The 16,308-nt window shown below is 45.5% G+C and carries 14 protein-coding genes; 6 read left to right on the forward strand and 8 right to left on the reverse strand.

The window, feature by feature from the left end:
- Positions 1 to 227 precede the first annotated feature (227 nt).
- Positions 228 to 1,907, forward strand: coding sequence for a sensor histidine kinase (locus tag AACQ17_RS15240; protein ID WP_088720932.1), 1,680 nt, complete (start codon positions 228 to 230; stop codon positions 1,905 to 1,907).
- Between the two features lie 9 nt (positions 1,908 to 1,916).
- Positions 1,917 to 2,633, forward strand: a complete 717-nt coding sequence (gene btsR, locus AACQ17_RS15245) for a two-component system response regulator BtsR (protein WP_017047891.1) — start codon at positions 1,917 to 1,919, stop codon at positions 2,631 to 2,633.
- A 54-nt stretch (positions 2,634 to 2,687) separates the two neighbouring features.
- On the opposite strand, the gene nagZ is transcribed toward btsR, so the two are convergent.
- Positions 2,688 to 3,674, reverse strand: a complete 987-nt coding sequence (nagZ, locus tag AACQ17_RS15250) for a beta-N-acetylhexosaminidase (RefSeq protein WP_094146817.1) — start codon at positions 3,672 to 3,674, stop codon at positions 2,688 to 2,690.
- 98 nt (positions 3,675 to 3,772) lie between these two features.
- On the opposite strand from nagZ, the gene AACQ17_RS15255 reads away from it, so the two are divergent.
- Positions 3,773 to 4,885: an anhydro-N-acetylmuramic acid kinase gene (locus AACQ17_RS15255; protein ID WP_166538011.1), complete on the forward strand. Its 1,113-nt coding sequence runs from the start codon at positions 3,773 to 3,775 to the stop codon at positions 4,883 to 4,885.
- Positions 4,886 to 4,900: 15 nt separating this feature from the next.
- Positions 4,901 to 5,818, forward strand: coding sequence for an N-acetylmuramic acid 6-phosphate etherase (murQ, locus tag AACQ17_RS15260; RefSeq protein ID WP_094146815.1), 918 nt, complete (start codon positions 4,901 to 4,903; stop codon positions 5,816 to 5,818).
- 30 nt (positions 5,819 to 5,848) lie between these two features.
- On the opposite strand, the gene AACQ17_RS15265 is transcribed toward murQ, so the two are convergent.
- Positions 5,849 to 6,190, reverse strand: coding sequence for a DUF2799 domain-containing protein (locus AACQ17_RS15265; protein ID WP_094146814.1), 342 nt, complete (start codon positions 6,188 to 6,190; stop codon positions 5,849 to 5,851).
- A gap of 243 nt (positions 6,191 to 6,433) precedes the next feature.
- Here AACQ17_RS15265 and AACQ17_RS15270 point away from each other — a divergent pair, with 243 nt between their 5' ends.
- Positions 6,434 to 7,918, forward strand: coding sequence for a carbon starvation CstA family protein (locus AACQ17_RS15270; protein ID WP_017043277.1), 1,485 nt, complete (start codon positions 6,434 to 6,436; stop codon positions 7,916 to 7,918).
- A 95-nt stretch (positions 7,919 to 8,013) separates the two neighbouring features.
- On the opposite strand, the gene ispH is transcribed toward AACQ17_RS15270, so the two are convergent.
- From ispH to murJ, 6 genes are all read right to left on the reverse strand, one after another.
- A complete protein-coding gene (ispH, locus tag AACQ17_RS15275; RefSeq protein WP_166538010.1) occupies positions 8,014 to 8,976 on the reverse strand; it encodes a 4-hydroxy-3-methylbut-2-enyl diphosphate reductase in 963 nt (320 codons plus the stop codon).
- Positions 8,977 to 9,002: 26 nt separating this feature from the next.
- Positions 9,003 to 9,434 carry an FKBP-type peptidyl-prolyl cis-trans isomerase gene (fkpB, locus tag AACQ17_RS15280; protein ID WP_013857554.1) on the reverse strand — a complete coding sequence of 144 codons (432 nt, stop codon included), beginning with the start codon at positions 9,432 to 9,434 and terminating at the stop codon, positions 9,003 to 9,005.
- Positions 9,435 to 9,602: 168 nt separating this feature from the next.
- Positions 9,603 to 10,112, reverse strand: coding sequence for a signal peptidase II (lspA, locus tag AACQ17_RS15285; RefSeq protein ID WP_026028078.1), 510 nt, complete (start codon positions 10,110 to 10,112; stop codon positions 9,603 to 9,605).
- A 17-nt stretch (positions 10,113 to 10,129) separates the two neighbouring features.
- Positions 10,130 to 12,988, reverse strand: a complete 2,859-nt coding sequence (ileS, locus tag AACQ17_RS15290; RefSeq protein ID WP_094146813.1) for an isoleucine--tRNA ligase — start codon at positions 12,986 to 12,988, stop codon at positions 10,130 to 10,132.
- A 63-nt stretch (positions 12,989 to 13,051) separates the two neighbouring features.
- A complete protein-coding gene (ribF, locus tag AACQ17_RS15295; protein ID WP_026028079.1) occupies positions 13,052 to 13,987 on the reverse strand; it encodes a bifunctional riboflavin kinase/FAD synthetase in 936 nt (311 codons plus the stop codon).
- A gap of 71 nt (positions 13,988 to 14,058) precedes the next feature.
- Positions 14,059 to 15,621 carry a murein biosynthesis integral membrane protein MurJ gene (gene murJ, locus AACQ17_RS15300; RefSeq protein ID WP_094146812.1) on the reverse strand — a complete coding sequence of 521 codons (1,563 nt, stop codon included), beginning with the start codon at positions 15,619 to 15,621 and terminating at the stop codon, positions 14,059 to 14,061.
- A 257-nt stretch (positions 15,622 to 15,878) separates the two neighbouring features.
- Between murJ and rpsT the strand changes: the two genes are divergently transcribed.
- Entirely contained in the window at positions 15,879 to 16,139 is a 261-nt protein-coding gene (gene rpsT / locus AACQ17_RS15305) for a 30S ribosomal protein S20 (RefSeq protein ID WP_026027444.1), read from the forward strand.
- Positions 16,140 to 16,308 lie beyond the last annotated feature (169 nt).

Here is a 16,308-nt window from a genome sequence, read left to right on the forward strand (position 1 = left end):
CTATTAAAGCAAAAAATATAAGCTGACGCGTATTTTATTCTCTCTATCTCACCTAAAATAGTGAGGATGAATCGTAAATCATACCCAAAGAGATTGGTGTTACAGTCTGGCCATCCGTACATAAATCCTAATGTATATAGAAAACTCTACGCTTAGGAAAATGAACAAAGCCAATACCACTGTAGCTTCAAGTGAAAAGGGGATCACCAAACCAACGGGTTTTTGACATGGATTTAATTCTTTCCTTACTGCAACAGATGTGTGTTTACCTCGTTCTCGCTTATATGTTGAGCAAAACACCCATTTTCTTGCCGCTGCTTAACATTTCCAGTCGAATTAGCCACAAAATCAGTACCTATGTTTTGTTTTCCCTCTTTTGCATCATGGGCACCTATTTTGGTTTGCAGATCAACGATGCGATTGCCAATACGAGGGCGATAGGTGCCGTTATGGGTGGGTTATTTGGTGGCCCCATTGTGGGGTTTGCGGTTGGATTTACTGGCGGTATGCATCGCTACACTTTAGGCGGTTTTACCGATGTGGCATGCGCTATTTCAACCACTGCAGAAGGGTTGATTGGTGGATTGCTGCACACCTATTTACTGAGAAAGGGCAAAGGGCGACTCCTGTTTAGCCCCAGCATTGTCTTTGCCGTAACACTGTTTGCTGAGATAGTGCAAATGTTGGTAATTTTGTTAGTCGCTAAACCGTTTGTTGATGCATACGCCTTAGTCTCGACCATCGCCGCGCCCATGATCATCGCTAACTCAGTCGGCGCGGCGCTATTCATGAGCATTTTACAAGACAGAAAAACCATTTTTGAAGAGTATTCCGCCACCTTTTCTCGTCGCGCACTGAATATTGCTGAGCGTTCAGTTGGCATTTTGGCCAACGGTTTTAATCCACACAATGCAGGTAAAGTCGCTCGAATTGTTTACGAAATGACCAATGTTGGCGCGGTATCCATCACCGATAGAGAAAAAATACTCGCGTTTATCGGTATCGGTGATGACCACCACAAACCCAATACGCCTATCTCTTCACAAAGTACACTGGATGCGATCACCAAAAACCGTATTATTTACCTCGACGGAAAAGATTCCCCTTATCAATGCTCACTCTCTAAAAACTGCAAACTCGGTTCAGCGTTAATCATTCCACTTAGAGCAGGTGATCGCGTAATTGGAACCATAAAGCTGTACGAGCCGAAGCGTAAACTTTTTTCAACCATTAACATGTCAATGGCGGAAGGGATTGCACAATTACTGTCGAGCCAAATTCTGTACGGCGAATACCAACAAAAGCAGATGCTGCTTTCTCGCGCCGAGATCAAACTGCTGCATGCTCAAGTCAACCCCCACTTTCTGTTTAATGCACTCAATACCATTAGTGCCATCACCCGCCGTGATCCCGACAAAGCGCGAGAACTTATCCAGCATCTTTCGCACTTCTTTCGTAGTAACCTCAAACAAAATATTGAGACAGTGACTCTTAAAGAAGAATTAGCACATGTCAAAGCCTACTTAACCATAGAACAAGCGCGTTTTGCCGATCGCCTTGAAGTGGATATCGCCATCGATGATGCATTACTACTTGAGCGCAATGTACCCAGTTTTACTCTACAGCCACTGGTAGAAAATGCGATAAAGCACGGCACCTCTAACTTGTTAGAAGGCGGGCGGGTACGAATCTACAGCCAAGTGCAAACGGAAGGATACAAAATTGTAGTGGAAGATAATGCGGGCAGTTACCAAGCTCCGAATGAAGATTACGATGGTTTAGGCATGCAAATTGTCAATAAACGCTTAACTAATAAATTTGGCGAACAAGCCGCACTAAAAACGGAAGTATTGGCTAATCAATACACACGAATGAGCTTTCTCATTCCTCATCAAGGATTTAACTAAGGGAATAACATGCTATCGGCACTCGTTATTGATGACGAACTGCTCGCTCGGGAAGAACTGACTGAGCTACTAGAAGAGACGGGCGATGTTGATGTGATTGGTCACGCCAGTAATGCGATCGAAGGGTTAAAAAAAATCAATCAGCTAAAGCCAGACGTGGTGTTTCTCGACATCCAAATGCCACAAGTTACTGGCATTGAGCTGCTAGGGATGCTTGACCCAGATACGATGCCCAATGTGGTGTTTGTCACCGCTTATGATCAGTATGCACTGCAAGCGTTTGAGGAAAATGCGTTTGATTATCTACTCAAGCCAGTTGACCCTGAGCGCTTAAAGAAAACGCTGCAACGTTTAGTTCGCCAAGGGCAAAAAAAGCAGGATTTTTCGATTTTATCACCAGCAGGGTTAGATCAAGTTCCCTGCATTGGATTAAATCGAATTGTGATCATTGCCACCAAAGATGTCGAGTTTGCTTTGAGCGACATCAGTGGTGTTCATGTGCAAACTCATTTACAACGAGCCACCAGCCAATTAACGCTCAAAATTTTGGAAGAAAGAACGCCACTGGTTCGTTGTCACCGCCAGTATTTAATCAATACTAGGGCGATTAAAGAGATCAAATTATTGGACAATGGGCTGGCGGAAATCATCACCCTGAGTGATCACAAAGTGCCCGTCAGCCGACGTTATCTAAAAAATTTAAAAGAAGTTCTGGGTTTTCACTAACCGCAACGAATAGAAAATAACGGCGCTGAAGCTTTCACGCACAGCGCCATTTTTTTACTCACCAAGCAGTCGTTTCATCGCTTCTGAAGCTTGCTTCCACTGTTCAGTACTTCGCAGTTGAGGAAGATTAAAAGCACGATGTTTGAGTAGAGACTCAGCCGCTGGCACATCCAAAATCGGCAAATTATCCAACACTTCAATTTGAGCTGCGCGTTGATTGCACACTAAAATCATGTCACATCCAGCGGCTAGTGATTGATGCGCGCGCTCGGCAGGACCGCCCATGACAGATGCCCCTTCCATTGTTAAATCATCAGAAAAGACTAGCCCTTTGAACCCTAACTGCTGGCGAAGTACTTGCTTCAACCAAAACGCAGAACCGCTGGCAGGTTGATCATCATAGTGAGGATAAATCACATGTGCAGGCATCATAGCATCGAGCACTCCAGCTTCAATCTGCGCTTTGAATATCGCCATGTCCTCTTCCATCACCGTGCTGCGCTCATCATAGGGCGTCTCAAGATGCGAGTCAGCGATTACCCCGCCGTGACCGGGAAAGTGTTTACCTGTTGTTGCCATGCCAGCCTCTTTCATGCCTTGCATATAGGCTGAACTGTGGCGAATAATGCTCTGTACATCATCACCAAAAGCACGATTACCAATCGCTTTACACGCATGACCTTTATCCAATACAGGAGCAAAGCTGAGATCAATATCATGAGCAATCAACTCCGCCGCCATCAGCCAGCCACCTTGGCGAGCTAATGCTTCACCATTATTCTGCTTAGCATACTGCTGCGCGGCAGGGATCAGCGAAAACCCATCACGAAAACGCTGTACTCGCCCACCTTCTTGATCGACACCAATTAAAATCGGACGTTTTGCTGCGTGGCGAATCGCTTTATTAAGCGCAAGCAACTGCGCGTTATCGTGATAATTACGCGCAAAAAGAATGACCCCGCCGACAGTGGGATGCTCAAGAATCTCTTTGTCTTCAGCGCTCAATTCACAGCCTGCCACATCTAGCCACAACGGTCCCATGCTCACTCCAAAAATTTACTTAAACAGTTAATTTAACGAGGTTATTCGCTTTGAATTTCTATTACAATGATTTTGTTTTCGAGTTGAAGGAGAAGCGAATGAAGAGCATTGAACGCTACATTGGTGTGATGTCTGGCACCAGCATGGATGGTGTCGATACAGCGCTGGTCGAAATGGATGGCAACCAAATTCGTTTATTGGCTCACGCTGATTTCCCAATGCCAGAAGATCTCAAACAGCGTTTGCTGAATGTCTGTATTGGGCAATCAACCAATGTGCAAGAGATTGGCGAGTTAGACCACTTGCTCGGCCATCTGTTTGCTGATGCAGTCATCGCTTTACTGGCTCAATCAGGCTATCAAGCGTGCGATATTCGCGCGATTGGCTGCCATGGCCAAACGGTTTTTCATCAACCCAACGGCAATACGCCTTTTACGATGCAACTCGGTGATGCCAATATTATCAGCAGCAAAACTGGCATCGACACGGTGGCTGATTTTCGGCGCAAAGATATGGCGCTCGGCGGCCAAGGAGCGCCATTAGTCCCTGCATTTCACGACACCATTTTCAAATCAACCGATTCGAGCGTTGTAGTACTCAATATTGGCGGCATCGCTAATATTTCAGTACTGCGGCCGCAGCAAAAAGTATTAGGCTATGATACGGGCCCGGGCAATATGTTGATGGATGCGTGGTGCTTTGAACAGACAGGCCATAAATTTGATGATAATGGCATGTGGGCGAGATCAGGAAAGGTACACCAACCACTACTCGAACGTCTCAATCAAGAGCCGTACCTTGCGTTGAATGCACCGAAAAGCACGGGTCGCGAGCTGTTTAATCTCCCTTGGCTTCAGCAGATACTGGCTGAGTTTTCGTTAGCAGCAGAAGATGTTCAACGTACACTCTGTGAATACACAGCACTCACCATCGCCACGCAAGTCGCACACTACCAATGTGGGCCAGCGCCGGAATTACTGATGTGTGGGGGCGGCGCCCGTAACCCGCTATTGGTTGAACGTTTGCAGGCCCATTTAGCACACTGGCGCATCATGCCCACCAGCGATAAAGGGGTGGATAGTGACTACATGGAAGCAATGGCTTTTGCTTGGCTTGCTCAACGTCGTCTGCATAATTTACCCAGCAATCTACCAGAAGTAACCGGAGCAAGCGCTCTCGCTTCGTTAGGTGTGGTCTATTTTGCTCATTAATAAGTAAGGAATGGTATGACTAATGACGCGCTGCTCTCTGCGCTTTCTCACCTTATTTCCGAAGGTCGCAACCCTGACACAATGGATATTGACCTACTATCAGCACAAGAAATTGTAGAACGGCTCAATCAACAAGATAAACACGTTCCTCTGGCCGTCGAAAAAGTCCTTCCGGAGATCGCCTTAGCCGTGGATCGAATTACCTATGCATTCAAACATGGTGGTCGATTAATCTACATTGGCGCAGGAACCAGTGGCCGATTAGGCGTTCTTGATGCGTCTGAGTGCCCTCCAACATTTGGGGTTAGCGATCAGATGGTGATTGGTTTGATTGCCGGTGGGAAAGAGGCCATGTTCAGTGCTAAAGAAGGGGCGGAAGATTGCGCAGAACTCGGCATTCAAGATCTCAAAAGTATTCATTTTACGGATCAAGATGTGGTTGTTGGCATTGCCGCTAGTGGGCGAACACCTTATGTCATCGGTGCCTTGGAGTATGCTAATGATTTGGGCGCGACAACCATTGCCCTATCATGTAACCCGGATTCCCCGATTGCAGAATTGGCGCAAATAGCCATTAGCCCTGTCGTTGGGCCAGAAGCTCTGACCGGTTCAACGCGCTTAAAATCCGGTACAGCGCAGAAGCTGGTACTCAACATGCTCACCACCGCTAGCATGATCCGTCTTGGTAAGAGTTACCAAAATTTAATGGTCGATGTTAAGGCCACTAACCGAAAACTCATCGCCAGAGCGGTGCGAATTGTGATGCAAGCAACCGACTGTGAACGCGCTGAGGCTGAATACTTATTAGCCCAAAGCAACAACAATGTAAAAGTAGCGATATTGATGCACTTGACAGGGTTAAGTTATGCAGAAGCTATGGATAAATTGACTGAGTCTGATGGTTTTCTTCGCCGGGCAATGGAAAGCGAATAAGAGAGCCGCTAGCGGCTCTAAATCAAAAAGTCAGTTAGAAAACTCATTCCAACCCCGTTGCCATTCCATGCGAAAGCGCTGTGCTTGCTCGGTTCCTTCGCACGCACCTTCATAATATAGTCCTGACAATCCAATTTGATAGGCGAAATTGGGGTTACAATACTCGCTTAGCCCTTTAACGTATCCCGCTTCGTAATTGGCTTGTTGCACCGAACCCAGCTCAGAAAGCTTTTTATAGCTGCGCTGAGTATGACCTGTGACTCCATCTTGATAACCAATTTGTTGCCAATCTCCGTTTTGTGCTAATTCAGCATCAGAGGCCGCACACCCAACCATCAATATAACAGCGCACAATACACTTAATTTTTTCATTGTTGTCCTTAAGTTCTTATTTTCATTCAATTAGCCTAGCAGATTGCTTGTAAGATGCCACTCATTGCCTCCCAGCAGCAAAGCATTATTGATCCAGATGATGAGACGAGCCCTAAACCACTTATTGTGTGAAATAGCCACTTAACTGGCTATAGTGCCGCTCACTGGAAAAGCAGATGTTTCTCGTCACAGAGCCCTTTATTATCCACAGTGAGCTTAATTCATTCATAAAGGACAATTGCTATGATGTGGTTTCTTACCTGTGTCGCAGCCCTACTGGCCGGATACTTTATCTACGGCGCTTTTGTAGAAAAAGTATTTGGTATTAACGAGAACCGTAAAACACCGGCCCACACCATGAGTGATGGCGTGGACTATGTTCCTATGTCGACCAAAAAAGTCTACTTGGTACAATTGCTTAATATTGCTGGCGTAGGCCCAATTTTCGGCCCAATCATGGGCGCACTCTATGGTCCTGCAGCAATGTTGTGGATTGTCGTTGGCTGTATTTTTGCAGGTGCGGTGCATGACTACTTTTCAGGCATGTTGTCGGTACGCAATGGCGGCGCTTCAGTGCCCACCATTACTGGCCGTTACCTAGGCAATGGCGCCAAACATTTTATGAACATTTTTGCCATTGTACTGCTACTGCTTGTGGGGGTTGTTTTCGTTTCTGCGCCTGCGGGGATGATCACCAATCTGATTAACGAGCAAACGAGTCTAACGGTGAGCATGACCTCAATGGTGGTGATCATTTTCGCTTACTACATTCTCGCCACCATCGTTCCTGTCGATAAAATCATCGGCCGTTTCTACCCACTGTTCGGCGCATTGTTGATCTTTATGTCGGTTGGCTTAATGACCGCGATTGCACTTTCCAGTGAACACACTGTGATGGGCGGTTTTGAAATGAGCGACATGTTCAGCAACATGAACCCGAACGACCTACCACTTTGGCCAGCGCTCTTTATCACGATTGCTTGCGGTGCTATCTCTGGTTTCCATGCAACTCAGTCGCCATTGATGGCTCGCTGTATGGAAAATGAAAAAAATGGCCGCTTCGTGTTTTACGGTGCCATGATTGGTGAAGGCATTATCGCACTTATCTGGTGTGCGATTGCACTCTCTTTCTTTGGCTCATTGGAAGGATTATCAGAAGCGGTGAAAAACGGCGGCCCGGGTAACGTTGTGTACAGCGCATCCTTTGGCTTATTAGGTGTGTTTGGCGGCATCATCGCCTTCTTGGGTGTGGTTATCCTACCGATCACCTCAGGCGACACTGCATTTCGCTCTAGTCGTTTGATCTTGGCTGAATATTTCAATATGGAACAAAAAACGCTGCGTAATCGCTTGTTCATGGCACTGCCGCTGTTTGTTTTGGGTGCCATTCTCACTCAAGTGGATTTCGGTATTATTTGGCGCTACTTCGGTTTTGCCAACCAAACCACAGCAGTAATGATGCTTTGGACCGCTTCCGCCTATTTACTACGCCATAACAAACTGCATTGGATTGCGACTATCCCCGCGATGTTTATGACCACGGTTTGTGCCACCTTCATTCTTAATAACAGTGCATTAGGCTTTGGCTTACCGATGCAAGCATCAACCATTGCCGGTATTTTGTTCTCACTGTCCGTAACCATATATGTAATTAGAATCTCCAAAGGTAAAGGCGACATCGAACTTACCGATGAAGAAAAACCGAAAGCAGTCACAGAAACTGCATAGTGTGAATGACGCTTCGCTTGCGTTATAGAAAAGGGCTTCCATTTGGAAGCCCTTCTTCTTTTATTGGTACGTCTAATTCAAATACTTTTTATTGACTAGTCGATTTGCTTGATTTGCAGCTCTTTGGGCACTTCAAAAAACATGTTCTCTTCTCGTCCAAGCACTTCTTCAACCGATTGAGCACCAAGCTCTTTAATTCGATCTAGGATCTGATTCACTAATGCTTCGGGTGCCGATGCGCCGGCCGTGACGCCAACGGTTTTCTTACCATCAAACCACGTTGGATCAATATCTTCAGGGCAATCAATCAAGTAACCCGGCGTTCCGAGCTTTTCCGCCAATTCTTTTAAACGCGTAGAGTTTGATGAGTTTTTCGAGCCCACCACCACCACCAAATCAACATCCAATGCAAGTTGACGCACCGCATCTTGGCGGTTTTGTGTCGCGTAGCAGATATCATCTTTCCGTGGTCCCTGAATATCCGGAAACACTTCACGCAATTTATCAATCACATCGGCTGTTTCATCCACCGACAAGGTGGTTTGGCTAACATAATGTAAATTAGTCGGATCTTTAACGATAGCTTTTAGCGTTTCAACATCTTCCGGTTTTTCAACCAAGTACATGCCGCCTTTTTTACTGGCGTATTGGCCCATGGTTCCTTCCACTTCAGGATGACCTGCATGGCCAATCAGCACTACTTCCATACTGCGGCGACTGGCTCGAGCCACTTCCATATGCACTTTAGTCACCAAAGGGCAAGTGGCATCAAACACGGTTAATGCACGCGCTTTCGCTTCAAGTCTCACTGCTTGCGAAACGCCATGAGCAGAAAAGATCACAATATTGTCATCAGGTACTTCGTGTAAGTCCTCAACAAAAATGGCCCCGCGCTGCTTCAGCCCTTCCACCACAAAGCGGTTATGCACCACTTCATGCCGTACATAAATCGGAGGCTGATACAGCTCAAGTGCGCGTTCAACAATGCTGATCGCACGATCAACACCGGCGCAAAAACCACGAGGGTTGGCTAACAATATTTTCATTTCATTGCTCATTGAATAGGGTTATCGCAAGTTGCCAATTATTCTACAGACAAAATTTCAACATCAAAAATGACATCTTGTCCTGCAAGTGGGTGGTTAAAATCAACCGTTACCGAATCGCCCGCAATAGCGGTGATAATACCAGGAATTTCTAAGCCATCGCGGCCACTAAACGCCATAATCGTGCCAACTTCCACCTCAGTATTACCGGCAAATTTGGCGCGATCCATATGGTGGATGTTATCTGGGTTAGACAAACCAAACGCGTCTTCGGCTTTTAACTCAATGGTTTTGGATTCTCCGGCACTCAGACCGATTAAGCACAACTCAAAATTGTCGCTTAGACTGCCATCACCAATAACCAATTTCGCTGGTTTGCCCATATTATGAGTGCTATCCGCAATAGAGCCATCTTTTAATTTAATGGTGAAGTGTAGGGTTACCGCACTGTTTGCTTTTATTGTCGTCACGTGATTTCTCTTTATTTATTTTAGTGTGGAGATAAGGCATCCATAACGACATAAAAATGCCCGTTTTTAGTACGCCTATCGCCACCGTATTTTTAGAGATGAAGAGTAAACAAAAAGCGCCACCTGAATCAACAGACAGCGCTTAGGGTTATTCAACTATTTTAGCCATTATGAGTGCGCATCGTCTTTTTTACGAAAGCCATCAAGGATAATCATTGCTGCACCAAGGCAAATGGCACTGTCAGCCAAGTTAAACGCTGGCCAGTGATAATTGCCCCAGTAGAAATCAAGATAATCAACCACAAAACCGTGCACGATACGATCAAACACGTTGCCGATTGCGCCACCAATAATCATGGCATAAGCGATATTATGCCACTTCTCTTGCGCAGGCAGCTTACTCATCCAGTAAGTGAGGAGCCCCGTCACAGCAAAGGCAATAGCGGTAAACAACCAACGTTGCCAACCCGCTTGATCGCCTAAAAAGCTAAATGCCGCACCATAGTTATGTACATAAAGTAGGTTAAAAAAAGGCATTACTTCGATGCGATTTGCCCAACCATACCCCATGTTATCCATGACCATCAGCTTTATACCGACATCAAGGGTAAAGACCAGAAGCGCTAGCCATAGCCAGCGAACTCCTGATTGTTTCCAAGTAAGCGTCTGCTCTGCCATATTGAATCCCAATATTATTAAGCGAACTTACGAACTTCGCCTTCACCATCCACGTTCGACACACAACGGCCACAAATAGTTTCATGACCAGTGATAGTGCCAACGTCAGGAGTATGATGCCAACAGCGATCGCACTTCTCTGCTTCCGTTGCGCTCACCAACACAAACAAACCTGTTGTTTCCGTTGCTTGTGCCGCATCGCTTTTCTCAGCCAGAGGCTTCACTATCGCTTTTGATGTCAGCAGTACAAAACGCAGTTCATCTTCAAGCTTGTTCAACTGAGCCACTAAAGCATCATCAGCAAACAGCACCACTTCAGCTTGTAATGAGCCACCAATGATTTTTTCACTACGAGCGGTTTCAAGCAACTTGTTCACCGAGCTACGAACTTTTTGCATCTCTGCCCAAAATTCATTGTTCAACTCTTCGCCTTCAGTTAACCCAAACAGACCTTCAAACCACTCACCCGTGAAGACAAATTTTTCACGCGGCTCGCCATTAGCTTGCATCGCTGGCATTTCGTTCCAAATTTCATCAGCCGTAAATGACATGATCGGTGCCATCCAACGAACCAAAGCCTCAACGATGTAATACAGCGCCGTTTGACAGCTACGCTGTGCATGTGCACCTTGTTTAGCGGTGTATTGGCGATCTTTAATCACATCAAGGTAGAACGAACCCATTTCAATTGAGCAGAAGTGCATCAAACGTTGGATCACGCCATGCGTATTATACTCTTCATATGCTTTGACAATTTCTTGTTGCGCCGCAAAGGCACGGCCTACGGCCCAGCGATCCAGCGACACCATCTCGTCAGCTGCAACCATATCCGTTGCTGGGTTAAACCCATTGAGGTTGGCTAAGAAGAAACGTGCTGTATTACGGATACGGCGATAAGCATCCGCCGAACGTTTTAGAATTTCGTCAGAAACCGCCACTTCACCAGTGTAATCAGTCGATGCAACCCATAGACGCAGGATGTCTGCACCCAGTTTATTGGTGACATCTTTTGGCGCAACCACGTTGCCGATTGATTTTGACATCTTGCGGCCATGACCATCGACCACAAAGCCATGCGTCAATACTTGTTTGTAAGGCGCAGCACCTTTCATTGCTACCGATGAAATCAATGAAGATTGGAACCAACCACGATGCTGATCTGAACCTTCAAGGTACAGATCTGCACCGTGACCATTGAACTCTTCGCGCTTATCAACAACGGCGTAGTGAGTCACACCAGAGTCGAACCACACATCCAGCGTATCGAGTACTTTTTCGTAATGCTTGGCATCTTCTTCGCCCAAGATCTCAGCAGTGTCAACATCCCACCACGCTTGAATCCCTTTTTGTTCTACCAATTGCGCCACTGTTTCAATCAGCGCAGGGCTATTAGGATGAAGTTCTGCCGTCTCTTTATGCACAAATAGCGCAATCGGTACACCCCAAGTACGCTGACGAGAAATACACCATTCAGGACGACCTTCAATCATTGCTTCGATGCGGCTTTGACCCCATTCAGGCATCCACTGTACACCTTTGATCGATTCTAGAGCTTGGGCGCGCAGACCGGCTTGCTCCATAGAAACAAACCATTGTGGTGTTGCACGGAAAATGATTGGGGTTTTATGACGCCAGCAATGAGGATAACTATGCTCGTAGGCATGGTGGTGCAACAAAGCACCTTTTTCTTTCAGTACTTCAAGTACAGAGTCATTCGCTTTAAACACATGTTGACCAGCAAATAGCTCGGTGTCTGCTAGATATACGCCGTTTGAACCGACAGGGTTGGCTACTTCAAGGCCGTATTGCTGACCGACCACGAAGTCTTCTTGACCATGACCAGGTGCAGTATGAACGACACCAGTACCCGATTCAGTAGTTACGTGCTCACCCAAAATCGCAGGCACAGTAAATGCGTAAAATGGATGATTAAAAGACATTAGTTCAAGGTCTGCGCCTCGGCAAAAACCAAGATTGTGGTAATGACTGATACCAGCACGATCCATGACACTTTTTGCAAGTTCTGACGCAACGATAATACGTTCAGCAGAGCGTTCACCGTCTGCTTCAATTTGCAGCAAAACATATTCAAGATCATCACGTAAGCAGACTGCGCGGTTAGCTGGCAAGGTCCAAGGTGTGGTTGTCCAAATGACAATCGACACTTGACCGTGGCCGGCGTGATCAGCCGCGAGCGTGAACTTTTCAAGCAGCGCCGCTTCATCGGCTGCTTTGAATCGTACGTCAATCGAAGGTGACACTTTATCTTTGTATTCAACTTCCGCTTCAGCCAGTGCTGAACCACAATCAGTACACCAGTGAACAGGTTTGAAACCTTTCAGCAGGTGGCCTTTATCGGCAATTTTACCCAATGCGCGAATAATGTTCGCTTCGGTGGCGAAATCCATGGTGCGATAAGGTTTATCCCACTCACCCATGATGCCCAAACGCTTAAAGCTCTCTTTCTGGCCTTCCACTTGACCTGCTGCATATTCACGGCATTTTTCACGAAACTCAGCCGCGGTCACTTTCTGGCCCGGTTTGCCGACTTTTTTCTCTACCATCAATTCGATAGGTAGCCCGTGACAGTCCCAACCTGGGATGTAAGGCGCGTCAAAACCAGATAAGGTTTTCGATTTGATAATAATGTCTTTAAGAATCTTATTCAGTGCGTGACCAATATGAATATCACCGTTGGCATAAGGAGGGCCATCGTGCAATACGAAAGATTTTTTGCCTTTTTTGGCTTTACGGATTTCGCCGTAAAGATCTTCTTGATACCAACGCTTTAACATTTCTGGCTCACGTTTAGCCAGATCGCCACGCATTGGAAACCCTGTTTCAGGTAGGTTCAGGGTATCTTTATAATCACTCATCGATTCTTAATTCCGTTATATTGGGCGACGTTAGACATGATATTAATCGGTGGAATAATCCGACTAATTCTTTAGCTGATGCAACCACACCCTTGCCGCATCAGCATCCAATTCAATTTGTTGCTTTAACGCTCCAAAAGATTCAAATTTCTTTTCATCTCGAAGCTTATGTAAAAGTGCCACTTCTAGCTGTTTGCCATATAAATTGGCATGAAAGTCAAACAAGTGTACTTCAAGTTGTTGGCGAACCCCGTTGACTGTTGGCCTATTACCAATATTGGCAATTCCTCCGATAGGCGAGTTATCAAGGCCATAGACATTGACGACGTAAACACCAGAGACCGGTGAAACACAGCGCTTAAGCGGAATGTTCGCTGTAGGAAAACCAATGGTTCGCCCTAACTTTTGACCATGCGACACTCGACCACTGATACCATAATCACGACCGAGCATCTGCTTAGCTAACACTAAGTCATCGCTTGCTAAAGCGTTACGAATAGCAGTACTACTCACTCTTTGTTGTTGCAAGCAAAAACTGTGGGTACTTACCACCTCAAAACCAAACTGTTGTCCAGCTTGCTGCAGCATACTGAAATTACCTTGGCGATTTTTACCAAAACAAAAATCATCACCAATCACCAGAAACTTAACACCCAACTGAGCGACCAACAAGTCACGAATAAAAGCTTCTGCCGTTAAATTAGCAAAGTGCTGGTTAAAATTCACACATAACAATCTGTCAACCGACTGCTTGTTCAATTGCACAAATTTATCACGTAATCGAGTTAATCGAGCTGGTGCATTGTGCTTGGCAAATAATTCTAATGGCTGCGGTTCAAACGTCATGACCACCGAAGGTAAACCCAATAATTGCGCTTTCTTGGATACTTGCTTCAAAACTTGCTGATGTCCTAAATGAACACCATCAAAGTTTCCGATGGTTAATACACAGCCATGATGCTGTGGCTTGATATTGTGAATGCCGCGAATCAATTCCATTAGAAAATGCTTAAAACCTATAGTTCTCAATTAGCAAGGTGCGAAACCGACGGATTATATACTAATCACCATTAATCTGTCGCCGCTTTTAAGTCTTTTAAACGCACGCCAAGCACGGCTAGGCAAAGCAAATAACTGACCGCACCGATACTGATCAGCATCACCAATGATGTAGCCCTCTGTGTCAGGCTCCACTCTAGCCACGTTGACATTTCTTCCAATTGCCAAACAATGACCACAACCATCGCACTGCTGGCTACCATTAACCGAACAATAAAACCAATAGTTTTACGGGTGATCTGATACACCCCTTGCACATGTAACCCTCGGTAAAGCAGTGCCATGTTGATAAAAGCAGATAATGACGTAGCTAACGCCAAACCAACATAACTTAAATGCCACGCTAAAAGTGCATTGAAGACCATATTAGAGATCATGGCGATAATGCCATAACGAACTGGCGTTTTGGTGTCTTGCCGAGAGTAATACCCTGGTGCAAGCACTTTGATCAGCATAAAACTGATCAAGCCCAAACCAAATGCATAGAGTGACAACGCCGTTTGATTGACATCATTCGGGGTAAACTCACCTCGCATAAATAGCACCATAAGCATCGGTTTTGCCAACACAATCAGGCCTAACATCGCAGGAAAACCGAGCAGACAAACCATACGAATACCCCAATCCATGGTTTGCGAAAATCCTTCGCTGTGGGCATCAACATGTTTACGGGATAATGCAGGCAAAATAACGGTAGCGATCGCAATACCAAATAAGCCTAACGGAAATTCTAGCAAACGGTCTGAATAGTAAAGCCAGCTGATGGAGCCCGTTTGTAAGAAGCTGGCAATGAAGGTGTCCAGCAATAAGTTAATTTGACTGACCGATACCCCAAAAAGAGCGGGCAACATCAAAGTGCGAATTTTCACAACCCCCGGTTCATTCCAACCCCATTGAGGCCAAACCAATAAACCTGCTTTGAGCAAAAATGGAATTTGAAATAGAAACTGGACCAATCCCCCAAGAAGGACGCCAATCGCCAAGCCAATTTCCGGTTGCTGTAAGTGCGGCGACAAAAACCAAGCGCAACCGATGATCATCACATTCAAAAATACAGGGGTAAAAGAAGAGACGGCAAACTTGCCCAGGGTATTGAGAATCGCTCCTGATAAAGCAACAAAAGTGATGAACCATAAGTAAGGAAAAGTGATTTTTAATAATAAACTCGCAAGCTCAAACTTATGCGCATCAGGACCATCATTAAGCCAATCTAAAAACCAACCAGCCCCAAACAGTGCCGTGACCGCACCAGAGCATAAGATCCCCGCAACAGTCACCAAAGTGACAATAACCCCCAATGTGCCAGATGCTTTAGCGATCAGCTCGCGTGTTTTATTGATATCTCCGGATGAATGGTATTCGGTCAGTACTGGAACAAACGCTTGAGAAAAAGCCCCTTCGGCAAATAGCCGACGTAAAAAGTTAGGAATTTTATTAGCAAAGAAAAAAACATCGGCACTCGCACCTGCCCCCATCAAATTCGCAACAACTACGTCACGAACTAGGCCCAACACACGAGAAATCAACGTCATAGCACTGACAATCAAGCCAGATTTGAGTAGGCGTTTGCTCACTATTACCTCGAAAAACAAGCCAAAACGTCATTATCCACAGCAACACATAAGGAATGTCAGTGCGAGATCAGATAAGTATTAGCATTGGAAAAAAAATACTGTTAGAATCCCCGCATCTTAACCGCGATGACCTTCCTATACCAAAATTTGTTTGGCCTAGAACGGTTTTTGCACAAATCATTTGACAATTGAGAGCAAATAAGGGATATTCCCCGCCCTTAAATTGTCACCGAACTAAGTTTTTGGGAGTTAGACCCTTGGCAAATAGTAAATCTGCTAAGAAGCGCGCTATCCAAGCTGAGAAACGTCGTCAGCATAATGCTAGCCGTCGTTCTATGATGCGCACTTACATGAAGAAAACCATCGCAGCTATCGCAGCTGGCGATAAAGAAGCTGCAACTGCTGCATTTGCTGCAGTTACACCAATCCTTGACCGTATGTCGACTAAAGGTCTTGTTCACAAGAACAAAGCTGCTCGCCATAAGTCTCGTTTCGCTGCAGCAATCAAAGCTCTATAATTTAGACTTGGTTCCACGCGAAAATAAAAACCGGCTAAGGCCGGTTTTTTTATATCTGCAGCGTAAAGTAAAGTATTTGCTCTAATTTCAATATAAAAAATCCGAACTATGTTACTGAAACATAATTTCGGATTGTGTATTTTTCAAAACACTAGCGGCAGTATAGACC

This window comes from Vibrio sp. V10_P2A27P122 (genome assembly GCF_963874335.1).
In the GTDB taxonomy this organism is placed as follows: domain Bacteria; phylum Pseudomonadota; class Gammaproteobacteria; order Enterobacterales; family Vibrionaceae; genus Vibrio; species Vibrio anguillarum.